Annotated in this window: 13 protein-coding genes; 5 read left to right on the forward strand and 8 right to left on the reverse strand. The window is 67.4% G+C overall.

All coding sequences use genetic code 11. The features are described from left to right. The first annotated feature begins 40 nt into the window (after positions 1-40). Positions 41-1,357, forward strand: a complete 1,317-nt coding sequence (locus AC0L6Y_RS12215; RefSeq protein WP_473552881.1) for an aminotransferase-like domain-containing protein — start codon at positions 41-43, stop codon at positions 1,355-1,357. A gap of 6 nt (positions 1,358-1,363) precedes the next feature. After that, positions 1,364-2,314 (forward strand): D-alanine--D-alanine ligase family protein, encoded by a 951-nt coding sequence (locus AC0L6Y_RS12220; RefSeq protein ID WP_473552884.1) that lies wholly within the window; start codon positions 1,364-1,366, stop codon positions 2,312-2,314. 80 nt (positions 2,315-2,394) lie between these two features. Here AC0L6Y_RS12220 and AC0L6Y_RS12225 read toward each other — a convergent pair whose 3' ends face one another. The 8 genes from AC0L6Y_RS12225 to rpmH form a co-directional block, all read right to left on the reverse strand. Continuing rightward, positions 2,395-3,348, reverse strand: coding sequence for a ParB/RepB/Spo0J family partition protein (locus AC0L6Y_RS12225; RefSeq protein ID WP_473552890.1), 954 nt, complete (start codon positions 3,346-3,348; stop codon positions 2,395-2,397). Then, a complete protein-coding gene (locus AC0L6Y_RS12230) occupies positions 3,348-4,310 on the reverse strand; it encodes a ParA family protein (protein ID WP_473552895.1) in 963 nt (320 codons plus the stop codon). The genes AC0L6Y_RS12225 and AC0L6Y_RS12230 overlap by 1 nt, the downstream gene beginning before the upstream one ends. 135 nt (positions 4,311-4,445) lie before the next feature. Continuing rightward, the gene (rsmG, locus tag AC0L6Y_RS12235) at positions 4,446-5,036 is read right to left on the reverse strand and encodes a 16S rRNA (guanine(527)-N(7))-methyltransferase RsmG (protein ID WP_473558504.1); all 591 of its coding nucleotides are present in this window, start codon (positions 5,034-5,036) and stop codon (positions 4,446-4,448) included. A 78-nt stretch (positions 5,037-5,114) separates the two neighbouring features. After that, complete coding sequence (locus AC0L6Y_RS12240; RefSeq protein WP_473558509.1) at positions 5,115-5,609, reverse strand: Jag family protein; 495 nt, start codon at positions 5,607-5,609, stop codon at positions 5,115-5,117. 20 nt (positions 5,610-5,629) lie between these two features. After that, positions 5,630-6,610: a membrane protein insertase YidC gene (yidC, locus tag AC0L6Y_RS12245; protein WP_473552899.1), complete on the reverse strand. Its 981-nt coding sequence runs from the start codon at positions 6,608-6,610 to the stop codon at positions 5,630-5,632. A 9-nt stretch (positions 6,611-6,619) separates the two neighbouring features. Beyond that, a complete protein-coding gene (yidD, locus tag AC0L6Y_RS12250; protein WP_473552904.1) occupies positions 6,620-6,937 on the reverse strand; it encodes a membrane protein insertion efficiency factor YidD in 318 nt (105 codons plus the stop codon). Next, on the reverse strand, positions 6,934-7,245 hold the full coding sequence (gene rnpA / locus AC0L6Y_RS12255) for a ribonuclease P protein component (protein ID WP_473552908.1): 312 nt from the start codon (positions 7,243-7,245) through the stop codon (positions 6,934-6,936). Before rnpA ends, yidD begins: the two co-directional genes overlap by 4 nt. A gap of 28 nt (positions 7,246-7,273) precedes the next feature. Further along, positions 7,274-7,411 (reverse strand): 50S ribosomal protein L34, encoded by a 138-nt coding sequence (gene rpmH / locus AC0L6Y_RS12260; protein WP_022881903.1) that lies wholly within the window; start codon positions 7,409-7,411, stop codon positions 7,274-7,276. A gap of 293 nt (positions 7,412-7,704) precedes the next feature. Here rpmH and dnaA point away from each other — a divergent pair, with 293 nt between their 5' ends. From dnaA to recF, 3 genes are all read left to right on the forward strand, one after another. After that, complete coding sequence (dnaA, locus tag AC0L6Y_RS12265) at positions 7,705-9,132, forward strand: chromosomal replication initiator protein DnaA (RefSeq protein ID WP_473552914.1); 1,428 nt, start codon at positions 7,705-7,707, stop codon at positions 9,130-9,132. A 449-nt stretch (positions 9,133-9,581) separates the two neighbouring features. Further along, positions 9,582-10,727, forward strand: a complete 1,146-nt coding sequence (gene dnaN, locus AC0L6Y_RS12270) for a DNA polymerase III subunit beta (RefSeq protein ID WP_473552920.1) — start codon at positions 9,582-9,584, stop codon at positions 10,725-10,727. A gap of 39 nt (positions 10,728-10,766) precedes the next feature. After that, positions 10,767-11,939 carry a DNA replication/repair protein RecF gene (gene recF / locus AC0L6Y_RS12275; RefSeq protein ID WP_473552925.1) on the forward strand — a complete coding sequence of 391 codons (1,173 nt, stop codon included), beginning with the start codon at positions 10,767-10,769 and terminating at the stop codon, positions 11,937-11,939. Positions 11,940-12,024: the final 85 nt, after the last annotated feature.

A 12,024-nucleotide genomic window follows, 5' to 3' on the forward strand; every position in this document is an offset into this window, starting at 1 on the left:
TCGGGCTACCCTTGATGTCATTCCGACGAACGGACCTCACATGACCGCCGCGACCCCGCCGAACCCGGGAACGAACCTCGATCCCTGGTACTCGCACTATGCCGCCCGCACCGCGGGCCTTAGCGTGTCCGAGGTCCGAGCTCTGTTCGCCGTCGCGAGCCGGCCCGAGGTGGTCTCGCTCGCGGGCGGCATGCCGAACGTCTCGGCGCTCCCGCAGGAGCTCGTCGAGACCGCGGTGATGCGCACGGTGCGCGACCAGGGCGCCGTCGCCCTGCAGTACGGCTCCGGTCAGGGAACGCCTCGACTGCGGGAGCAGATCCTCGACGTGATGTCGCTCGAGGGCATCCACGCCAGCGTCAACGACGTCGTGGTCACCACGGGCTCGCAGCACGCGCTGGAGTTGGTCTCGAAGCTGTTCCTGGATCCCGGCGACGTCGTGATCGCCGAGGGGCCGAGCTACGTGACCGCGATGGTGGTCTTCCGCTCGTTCCAGGCGGAGGTCGCCCACGTGGCGATGGACGAGCACGGGCTCATCCCGGAGTCGCTGCGCGAGACGATCGCGAACCTGAAGCGCGCGGGCAAGCGCCTGAAGTTCCTCTACACGATTCCGTCGTTCCAGAACCCGATGGGGGTGACCCTCAGCTGGCAGCGCCGGATGGAGGTGCTCGAGATCGCGCGCGCGAACGACATCCTCGTCATCGAGGACAACCCCTACGGTCTGCTCTACTTCGATCAGGCGCCGCCGCACGCGATGCGCTCGCTCGAAGAGGACGGCGTGGTCTACCTCGGCACCTTCTCGAAGACCCTCGCGCCGGGTCTGCGCGTCGGGTGGGCTCTGGCTCCGCACGCTATTCGAGAGAAACTCATTCTTGCCAACGAGGCGGCCGTGCTCTCGCCGAGCTCGTTCGCGCAGATCGTCATCTCCGAGTACCTCGCCAGCGCCGACTGGCGCGGTCAGATCAATGTGTTCCGCTCCAGCTACAAGGAGCGGCGCGACGCCATGCTCACGGCGCTCACCGAGCACCTGCCCGGCCTGCACTGGACGGTCCCCAACGGCGGCTTCTACGTTTGGCTCACCATGCCGAGCCACCTCGATTCGAAGGCGATGCTGCCGCGCGCGGTGAAGGAGCTCGTCGCCTACACCCCGGGCACCGCGTTCTTCGCCGACGGGGGCGGCCGCAACGCGATGCGGCTGTCGTTCTGCTACCCGACGCCGGAGTTCATCCGCGAAGGCGTGCGGCGCCTGGCCACCGTCATCAACGGCGAGCTGTCGCTGCTGAACGAGTTCGCCCAGACCGGACCGCTGAGCATCCAGACCGAGGAGCGCCAGGGCGTGCTCCCCCCGAACGTCGGCTGAGGGATCATGACCGTATCGAAGCTCCGCATCGTGGTTCTCGCGGGCGGCATCTCACACGAGCGCGACGTCTCGCTCCGCTCCGGCCGTCGGGTCGCCGACAGCCTGCAGCACCACGGACTCAAGGTCGAGCTGCGCGATCCGGACGCCTCCCTGCTTCCGTGGCTGCGCGACGAGCGCCCCGACGTCGTCTGGCCGGCGCTGCACGGCGCCTCCGGCGAGGATGGCGCGCTGCGCGGACTGCTTGAGTTCATCGGCGTGCCGTTCGTCGGCTCCCGCGCCGAGGCCGCCCGCCTCGCCTGGGACAAGCCCACCGCCAAGACGCTCGTCGCCCGCGCCGGCGTGTCGACGCCCCGCTCGATCACGCTGCCGCGCGACGTGTTCCGCGAGCTCGGGGCCGACGCGGTGTTCGCGACCATCAGCGACGAGCTCACCGGTCCCCTGGTCGTGAAGCCCGCCCAGGGCGGCTCGGCGCAGGGCGTTACGCTCGTGGCCGATGCCGCGGGACTTCCGCGCGCGATGGTCAACGCGTACACCTACGGCGAGGTCGCGCTCGTCGAGCAGCGCATCACCGGCACCGAGATCGCCGTCAGCATCATCGACACCGGCGACGGACCGGTGGCCCTGCCCGCGGTCGAGATCGAGCCGCTCTCGGGCGTGTACAGCTTCGAGGCGCGGTACAACGCCGGCGAGACGCGGTTCTACACCCCGGCGCGGATCTCGGACGAGATCGCGGAACGGGCAGCCGCCGCCGCGCTCACGGCACACCGCGCCCTCGGCCTCCGTCACATCTCGCGGGTCGACCTGATCATCGACGGCGCCGGGACTCCCTGGTTCCTGGAGGCGAACGTGCTTCCCGGGCTCACCGAGACGTCGCTGCTCCCCCAGTCGCTCGAGGCGGCCGGCCACGATCTGGGCTGGGTCTACGCGCGGCTCGCCGAAGCGGCCGCCGCCGAGTAACGCGGCGCCGGCGACGACACTGCCGGGGAGCGCGCCGCCGCGGAGGAGGGCGCCGCCGCGCTCGACGTGCGGCGCACCCGCTACTGGAAGCCGGGCTGCCCGAGCTCGCCGAGGATGCGGTTGAGGTCGGCGACGGTGGCGAACTCGATCGTCACGGTGCCCTTGTTCGCGCCGAGCGCGACGCGAACCCGGGTGTCGAGCCGATCGCCGAGCGCCTCCGCGATCTCATCGAGCTGACCTTGGCGGCGACCCGCCGTCGGCTTCAGCTTCTTCGCCTTCGCCGTCGGCGACGTCCCCGCGGCGGCCTCGGCGGCGCGCACCGACAGGTCCTCGTTGACGATCTTGTCGGCGAGGCGCTCCATCTCATCGGGAGACCCCGTCGAGAGGATGGCCCGCGCGTGGCCCGCACTGAGCACTCCGGCCGCCACGCGGCGCTGCACCGGCTCGGGCAGACGGAGGAGGCGCAGCGTGTTCGTGATCTGCGGACGCGAGCGGCCGATGCGCTCGGCGAGCTGCTCCTGCGTGATCCCGAAGTCGGAGAGCAGCTGCTGGTAGGCGGACGCCTCTTCCAGTGGATTCAGCTCGGCGCGGTGCAGGTTCTCCAGCAGCGCGTCGCGCAGCATCGCGTCGTCGGCGGTGTTCTTGACGATGGCGGGGATGCGGTCGAGCCCGGCGATCTTCGTCGCCCGCAGACGGCGCTCGCCCATGATGAGCTCGTACTGCGCCTCGCCGATGCCGGCGCCGGGGCGGGGCCGGACCACGATGGGCTGCAGCACGCCGAACTCGCGCACCGAGACCACGAGCTCGTCGAGCTCCTCTTGGCGAAACTCGGTGCGCGGCTGCTGCGGGTTGGGAACGATGTCATCGGGGGAGAGCTCCGCCAGGCGCGCGCCGGGGACGGCGACCAAGCCCTCCTCGGGCACCTCGACGTCGCCGGCGAAGAAGACGTCGACCGGCCGATCGCTCGCGTCGGAGCTCGTCGGAATGAGGGCGCCGATTCCGCGTCCCAGTCCCGTGCGCTTGGGTGCTGCCATCAGTTCGTCTCCCCTGCATGAGCCGTCGAAACCTCGGTCGGACCCGTCGTCGCGACTCCCCCATTCAACGTGGCGCCACCGGCACCCCGTCGAGCGATCTCCGCGGCCGCCTCACGGTAGGAGAGGGAGCCGGGAGAGTTGCTGTCGTAGCTGATCACGCTCTGCCCGTAGCTGGGAGCCTCGGAGATGCGCACCGAGCGCGGGATCACGGTCGTGAGGGTCTGATCGGGGAAGTGCTCGCGCACCTCATCCACGACCTGATTCGCCAGGTTCGTCCGCGAGTCGTACATCGTGAGGAGGATCGTGCTGAGACGCAGCTTCTGGTTCAGGTGCTTCTGGATCAGCTCGATGTTGTTGAGCAGCTGGCTGAGACCCTCGAGCGCGTAGTACTCGCACTGGATCGGAATGAGCACCTCGCGGGCGGCGACGAAGGCGTTGAGCGTCAGCAGCCCGAGCGAGGGCGGGCAGTCGATGAAGACGTAGTGGTACGGCTCCTCGGCCTCGCGCAGGAAGTTCTGCAGCGCGGTCCGCAGTCGCTGCTCGCGCGCCACCAGTGAGACGAGTTCGATCTCGGCCCCGGCCAGGTGGATCGTGGCGGGGACGCAGTCGAGTCCCGCGAACTCGGGGCTGGACTGCACGACGTCGCGCATCGGAACGTCGTCGATCATCACGTCATAGACGCTCGCGGTGTCGGAGCGGTGCTCCACGCCGAGCGCGGTCGACGCATTCCCCTGCGGGTCGAGGTCGATGACCAGCACGCGAGCGCCGCTCTGCGCGAGCGCCGCGGCGAGGTTGACCGTCGAGGTGGTCTTGCCGACGCCGCCCTTCTGGTTGGCGACGGTGAACACGCGGGTGTGCGTCGGGCGCGGCAGGACCGCCTCGGCCAGAGCGATGCGGCGGCGAGTGAGCTCGGCCACCTCTCGGGCCAACGGCGTCTCGTCGTAGTTGTTGTGGGCAGTCACCGCAGTGAATCCTTCTCGCAGCATTGGTGGTCGGTCGCGGGATCGGCGTGGTGGCCATTCCGCCGGCTTCTCGGCCGTGACGCGTGATGTTTCACGTGAAACATCGTGACGGTCACGCCGGCTCGAGCGCCGAGATCAGTCAACTGTAGCCCGAAAGACCCGCGTGACCTCGGGGATCATCCCCTCGCCGAGAACCAGAGTCTCGACGTTCCGCAGTCGGTGCTTTCGGATGACCTTCTGAGCGGCTTCCGTCTCGGCCGCGACCCGCTCACCCTTGAGCAGAATCAGCTCGCCGCCGGGCCGCAGCAGCGGCGCGGTCATCGGGATCAGCTTGCTGAGCGCCGACACGGCGCGAGCCGTGACCTGGTCCAGGATGCCCTCGACGCCGGCCTCGTCGGCGCGGGCGCGGAGCACGTTGACGTTGGCGAGCGACAGCCGCTCGACCTGCTCGGAGAGCCAGTCCGTCCTGCGCTCCATCGGCTCGATGAGGGTGAAGTGCGCGTCCGGGCGCGCGATCGCGAGCACGAGGCCGGGGAGTCCCCCGCCGCTGCCGACGTCGCCGACGCGCGCGCCCTCGGCGATCAGCGGCGCCACGAGGGCGCTGTTGAGCACGTGACGAGTCCAGATCCGAGGCGGCTCGAGGGGACCGATCAGTCCCAGTTCTTCGCCGCGCGCGCCGAGGTCGGCCGTGAAGGCGCGCGCCTGCTCAATCTGGTCGCCGAACATCGCGGCGGCGATGGCCGGCTCGACCTCGACATCAACCACGGTGAGCACTCACCACGGGGCAATGTTTCACGTGAAACATCAGCCGCGCGAGATCACCGTGTGGCGGTCGCGCCCCTCGCCCTCCGAGGCGGAGACGAATCCGCGCCCGGCGACGAGGTCGTGCACGAGCTTGCGCTCGTAGCTCGACATCGGCGGCAGCGATGCCGAGGCGGCACCGGCTTCGATGCGCTCGATGGCGTGGTCGACGATGCGCGCAAGCTCCGCGGCACGGGCATCACGGGAACCGCCGACGTCCAGGATCAGACGCGAGAAGCGGCCCGTGCGGTTCTGCACCGCGAGACGCGTGAGCTCCTGGAGCGCGTTGACCGCGTCCGAGTTCGAGAGCATCCGCAGGTTCGACTCGTCCGTCGCCGTCACGGAGAGGTACGCGCGACCGGCGCGAGCGTCGATCTCGATGTCGCCGTCGAGGTCCGCGATGTCGAGCAGCTCCTCGATGTAGTCCGCGGCGACGTCGCCCTCCTCCACCAGCTGGTCCTGGCTCGGGGCGTCATCCGCAACGGGGGCCGGGCTCATCGGGGTGGTTTCGATATCGGTCACGAGCGCTTGCTCCCACTCTGCTTCTTCGCGCGCTTCTTGCTCACGGGCTGCTGGCGCTGAATCCGCGCCTTGGTCTCTTCGACGGTCTCCTCGGCCAGCTCTTCGGCGTCCTCGCCCATCTTCGCGCGGCGCTTCTTCGCCAGACGCGCCTCGCGGGCGAGTGCCGCTTCACTGCCGGGCATCGGCATGTTCCGGATCACGATGAACTGCTGGACCATGGTCCAGATGTTCGACGTCAGCCAGTAGAACATCACGCCGATCGGGAAGGCGAAGCCGGAGAACGCGAAGACCAGCGGCAGCAGGTACAGCAGGATGCGCTGCTGCCGGTACATCGGGCTTTCCTTCATCTCCGGCGACTGGTTCTTCGACATGATCTGCAGTTGCGTGATGAACTGCGACGCCGTCATCAGGACGACCATCACCACGGCGATGACGATGACGACGGTCTCGACCGGGCTGGCCGCAAGCGCGCTCTGGATGCTGTCGTGCAGCGGAGCGATGCCGAACAGCGACGCCGAGCCGAACTGGTCAGCGAGGTCCTGGCTGAGCAGGCCGACGCCGGCCTTGCTCTGGTTCGCCTCGTTGAGCACCGAGAACAGGCCGAAGAAGATCGGCATCTGAACGAGCAGGGGGAGGCACGAGGCGAAGGGGTTGGTGCCCGCCTTCGAGTAGAGCGCCATGGTCTCGCGCTGCATCGCCTCACGCGAGTACTGGTCGCGCTTGCCCTTGTACTTGTCCTGGATCTTCTTGAGCTGGGGTGCGACCTCCAGCATCTTGCGCTGGCTGTGGATCTGCCGCACGAAGAGCGGGATCAGGGCGGCCCGAACCACGAGCACCAGACCCACGATCGAGAGCACCCAGGTGAGGCCGGCGGCCGGGTCGAGACCGGCGGCGCTCAGCACCCAGTGGAAGGCAACGAGGATCGCTTCGATGACCCATTTGATGGGCCAGAGAATCGTGCCGATGATGTCAGGCATAGTGCGGGTTCAACCCTTTCCGTGGCTTGTCTCGGTGACGAAGCCGAATTCGGTGGTGTGCAGAAATCCGTGACGAGGCTCGGGGACATCGTCGATGCCGCCCTTGGCCCACGGGTGGCAGCGGGCGATCCGCCACGAACCCAGGGCCACGCCCTTGATGAGTCCATGTTGCTGGATCGCACCGAGCGCGTACGCCGAGCAGCTCGGGTAATAGCGGCAGACCTGACCGTACAGCGGCGAGATTGCCGCGCGGTAGCCGCGAAGGATCAGAACCGCAGCATTGCGCGGCGCCAGCCAGACGGCGCGCGCGATCGAGGCCGGAGTCATGAGCGAGGCCCCAGAACATCGCGGACCTCGTGCGCGAGTTCCGTCCAGCTCAGTCCGGCGGCAGGCGGGAGCGCGCGGACGACGACGTCCTGGCCGCGACCACCCGCATCGACGAGCTCGCGCGCGAGCGCACGGTAGCGACGTCGAAGCCGGTTGCGGGTCACCGCATCACCGACGGCTCGGGAGACGATGAAGCCGAAGCGCATCGGGTCGCCGGAGTCACGCGTCACGCGGTAGTAGACGGCGTGGGGCGTGGCGGATCGGCGACCACGGCGGACGACGTGACGGAAGTCCACCGCGTGGACCACCCGATTCGCCCGCGCGAGCACGAGAGAACTAGGCGGAGAGCTCGGTGCGGCCCTTGCGACGACGTGCCGCGAGGATCGCGCGACCCGCACGCGTGCGCATGCGGAGACGGAAGCCGTGCACCTTGGCACGACGCCGGTTGTTCGGCTGGAAGGTTCGCTTCGACATGGTGATATCTCCAACACCCGGGGTCCGGGTAAGAACAGGGACGGCTGATTGCGGAACGCTGCGCCGTCGGCAACTGATTAAAAATAGGGCCTGAACCCCGCTTAATCAAACCTGAGTGGGCAAAGCGGACATACTCGCATGCGATTCGCGGCCACCGGCGCACGACGCGCCGGGTGCGATTAGGCTCGCTGACGCCCCCCGGAGCATCGATACCCCGCCGATCGTTCTGTCCACAAGCCTCCCACCAAGTGGATAACCCTGTGTATAACTGACAGACAGAACCGAGAGGAATCATGAGCGAGACGCCGGACGAGACCCACGAGCTGTGGAACTCCGTACTGACCCAGCTGAACGGCGACGACCGCGTGACCCCGCAGCTGCAGGGGTTCCTCAATCTGGTGGAGCCGAAGGGCGTGCTCGCCGGGACCCTCTATCTGGAAGTTCCGAACGAGCTGACCCGCGGCATGCTCGAGCAGCGCATCCGGGTTCCCCTGCTCAACGCCCTGGCGCAGCTGGACGATGAACCCGAGCTGACGAACTTCGCGATCGTCGTCAACCCGGAGATCCGTCCGACCCAGCTGCTGGGCGATGTCGACACGATCACCGAGACCGAGTTCGACGACAGCACGGGACCCACTCCGCCGCTCGCCCCGATCACCGACATCAACCGGCGCTCGGATTCCCGGCTGAACCCGAAGTACAACTTCGACAACTTCGTCATCGGCGGATCGAACCGCTTCGCCCATGCGGCGGCGGTCGCCGTCGCCGAAGCGCCGGCCAAGGCCTACAACCCGCTCTTCATCTACGGCGACTCGGGTCTCGGCAAGACCCACCTCCTGCACGCCATCGGCCACTACGCCGAGAGCCTGTATCCGGGAATCCGCGTGCGGTACGTCTCGAGCGAGGAGTTCACCAACGACTTCATCAACTCGATCGCCAACAACCGAGCCAGCGTCTTCCAGTCGCGGTATCGCGAGATCGACATTCTGCTGATCGACGACATCCAGTTCCTGCAGGGGAAGGACTCGACGCAGGAGGCGTTCTTCCACACCTTCAACACGCTGCACGATCACAACAAGCAGGTCGTCATCACGAGCGATGTCGCGCCGAAGCACCTCACCGGTTTCGAGGACCGGATGCGGTCGCGCTTCGAGTGGGGCCTCATCACCGACGTGCAGGCGCCGGATCTCGAGACGCGCATCGCGATTCTCCGGAAGAAGGCGCAGAGCGAGAAGCTGCAGGTGCCGGACGAGATCCTCGAGTTCATGGCGACAAAGGTCTCGAGCAACATCCGCGAGCTCGAGGGAACGCTCATCCGCGTCACGGCCTTCGCCAGCCTCAACCGCACGCGCGTCGACTTGCAGCTGGTGCAGACGGTGCTCAAGGACATCATCACGCTCGATGAGGACAACGTCATCGCGCCGGTCGACATCATCAATCACACCGCCGAGTACTTCAAGCTCACGGTCGACGACCTCTACGGATCGAGCCGCTCGCAGGCGGTGGCGACGGCGCGACAGATCGCCATGTATCTGTGCCGTGAGCTGACGAGCCTGTCGCTGCCCAAGATCGGCCAGCTCTTCGGCAACCGCGATCACACCACCGTGATGTACGCGAACAAGAAGATCAGCGAGCTCATGAAGGAGCGGCGCTCGATCTACAACCAGGTCACCGAGCTGACCAGCCGCATCAAGCAGAACCAGCGCTACTCGCGCAGCTGAGCCGCGACGCGCCCGGATTCGCCTCGCATCTCTGATTGCACAGTGTGTGTACAACCTGTGGATAACATCGGGACGAATGACCGCCTTCGTGGGGACAACTCGGGGGCGGGATGTGGAATGACAATTTCCTCAGCGCGGCCGCCCCACGACCGAATGACATGTTGTCCACCGCTCGTCAACATCTCACACTGATGTAGTTTCCTGTCATTCGTTGACCGCAGCCGGCTTATCCACATCTTCCACAGCGGTTAACACTGTGATTTGTCTTTAACCATTCCGATCTCGTCCACAACTTTGAGACGCGGCTCGGCTCTGAAGTCGAGCGATTCGACGAAGCCTCTTCCTGTGTCAAGATCGGACGTGACAGGATGGGCGGTCCGGGCCGACACCTGTCCTCGCGGTCATCCGAGCGCGGGGGTCAGCTCGAGTCGACGTACAAGGAGTTCGGTGTGAAGTTCCACGTCAATCGCGACGTCCTGAGCGAAGCCGTGTCGTTCGCCGTCAAGCTTCTGCCGCAGCGCACCACGCAGCCGATTCTGAGCGGCGTGCTCCTCGAGGCCGGCGATGGCGTTCTCGTGCTGTCGTCCTTCGACTACGAGGTCTCCTCCCGCACCGAGATTCCCGCCGAGGTCGACGAGCCGGGTGTCGCCCTGGTCTCCGGCCGACTCCTCGCCGACATCGCGAGCCGGCTTCCGAACGCTCCGGTCAACTTCTCCTACGACGACGGACGCATCGCGGTGAGCTGCGGTTCGGCCAAGTTCACGCTGCTGAGCATGCCCGTCGAGGAGTACCCGAGCCTGCCGCAGATCGACGACCGCACCGGAGTGCTCCCGGCTGAGGACTTCGCCGACGCTGTCTCGCAGGTTGCCGTTGCCGCCTCGCGCGACGATGTGACCCCGGTCATCACGGGTGTGCAACTCGAGGTCGGCGACAACAAGCTGTCCTTCGTGGCGACCGACCGCTACCGCGTCGCGGTGCGCGAGATCGACTGGGACTCGGGCACCAACTCCGCGGAGGGCGCGACCGCTCTGGTGCCGGCGCGCACCCTGTCCGAGATCGGCAAGACCTTCGGACACTCGGGCACCATCGGCGTCTCGATCGTGCACAACGACGATCGGGAACTCATCGCCTTCACGGCCGACAAGCGCACCGTCACCTCGCTGCTCATCAAGGGCAACTTCCCGCCGGTGAAGCGGCTCTTCCCCGAGACGGTCGAGAACTACGCGGTCGTGAACACCGCCGAACTGGTCGAAGCCACGCGCCGTGTCTCGCTCGTTCTCGAGCGCGAAGCTGCTCTGCGCTTCAGCTTCTCGATCGACGGGGTCACACTCGAGGCGACCGGATCCGAGCAGGCGCAGGCATCCGAGACGATCGATGCCCACCTGGTCGGCGACGACACGGTCGTGTCGCTGAAGCCCTCGTTCCTGCTGGATGGTCTGGGCGCCGTGCACTCCGAGTTCGTGCGGATCTCGTTCACGAAGACCGACAACCCGAACAAGCCCGGGCCGGTTCTTCTGACGAGTCAGTCCTCGAAGGATGCGCCGGGCTCCGACAACTACCGCTACCTGCTGCAGCCGAACCTGCTGCTTCGGTAGTTCCCGCTTGCCCCCGCATTCGGAAGGCGAGACGGTTCAGTGAGGGTTACTCATCTCGGCCTCACCGACTTCCGCAACTACGAGACCGCGGAGGTCGGCTTCGACGCGGGCCCCAATCTGATCGTCGGCATCAACGGCCAGGGCAAGACCAACCTGGTCGAGGCCCTCGCCTACCTCAGCACGCTCGGATCGCACCGAGTCTCCCGCGATCAGGCGCTCATCCGATTCGGCCGCGACTCGGCGATCGTGCGAGCTCGACTTGAGCATGGCGATCGGAATGTGCTCGTCGAGGTGCAGCTGAACCGGGTCGGCGCCAATCGCGCGCAGGTCAATCGGGGACCGATCAAGCCGCGCGAGCTTCCGCGCTACGTCGCCACGGTGGTCTTCGCTCCCGAGGATCTCGCCCTGGTCCGGGGCGAGCCCTCCGGGCGGCGCCGCTTCCTCGATGAACTGCTGGTGCAGAAATCGCCCCGCTTCGCGGGGATCCTCTCCGACTACGACCGGGTGCTGCGTCAGCGCAACACCCTGCTGAAGTCGGCACGTGCCGCGCGCACCCCGGCCGAGAAGCTCACCACCCTCGACGTCTGGGACGAGCGACTCGTGCAGCTCGGCGTGGAGATCGTGATCGGCCGGCGTGACCTCATCGAGCGGCTGCGCGAACCCGTGCGGGATGCGTACGAGCGGATCGCCGGCGCCGAGCATCGAGCCGATCTCTCGGCGCGACTCAGCATCCTGGGATCCCAACCCGACGACGAGGCGAGCGCCGATGTGCTCGACGGCGGCGCCGGTCTCACCCCGGTGAGCGCGGCCGAGAGTTTCCGCGCGACCCTCGCGGCTCAGCGCCGCGCCGAGCTCGATCGCGGAATCACGCTCGTCGGACCGCACCGCGACGATCTCGTGCTCACCCTCAACGGACTTCCGGCGCGCGGCTATGCCAGTCACGGCGAGTCATGGTCGTTCGCCCTGTCGCTGAAGCTCGCCTCGGCGGAGGTGCTGCGCGCCGACGCGCCGCTCGGTGATCCGGTGCTGATCCTCGACGACGTCTTCGCCGAACTGGACGAGCGCCGGCGGGCCAGCCTGTCGGCCGCGATCACCGGCTTCGAGCAGGTTCTCATCACCGCCGCCGTGGAGAACGATGTTCCCAAGGAGCTCCGCGGAACGACGATCCGGATCCATGCCGGCCGCGTCGTCGAACCGGGAGCAGCCGAATGACCGAGCCGACCCCGCCCCCGGCGACCCCATCCGATGCGCCCGACGCACGGAGCGAGCCGGTGCCCGAGCACCTCGGGGTCTACCG

This window comes from Pseudolysinimonas sp. 10J20-29, assembly GCF_055809595.1.

What these genes read in the sequence shown, in the direction of transcription:
- AC0L6Y_RS12215 (WP_473552881.1), top strand. Translation starts at nt 41, where the DNA reads ATGACCGCCGCGACCCCGCCGAACCCGGGAACGAACCTCGATCCCTGG.
- AC0L6Y_RS12220 (WP_473552884.1), top strand. Translation starts at nt 1,364, where the DNA reads ATGACCGTATCGAAGCTCCGCATCGTGGTTCTCGCGGGCGGCATCTCA.
- AC0L6Y_RS12225 (WP_473552890.1), bottom strand. Translation starts at nt 3,348, where the DNA reads ATGGCAGCACCCAAGCGCACGGGACTGGGACGCGGAATCGGCGCCCTC.
- rsmG (WP_473558504.1), bottom strand. Translation starts at nt 5,036, where the DNA reads ATGTTCGGCGACCAGATTGAGCAGGCGCGCGCCTTCACGGCCGACCTC.
- AC0L6Y_RS12240 (WP_473558509.1), bottom strand. Translation starts at nt 5,609, where the DNA reads ATGAGCCCGGCCCCCGTTGCGGATGACGCCCCGAGCCAGGACCAGCTG.
- yidC (WP_473552899.1), bottom strand. Translation starts at nt 6,610, where the DNA reads ATGCCTGACATCATCGGCACGATTCTCTGGCCCATCAAATGGGTCATC.
- yidD (WP_473552904.1), bottom strand. Translation starts at nt 6,937, where the DNA reads ATGACTCCGGCCTCGATCGCGCGCGCCGTCTGGCTGGCGCCGCGCAAT.
- rpmH (WP_022881903.1), bottom strand. Translation starts at nt 7,411, where the DNA reads ATGTCGAAGCGAACCTTCCAGCCGAACAACCGGCGTCGTGCCAAGGTG.
- dnaA (WP_473552914.1), top strand. Translation starts at nt 7,705, where the DNA reads ATGAGCGAGACGCCGGACGAGACCCACGAGCTGTGGAACTCCGTACTG.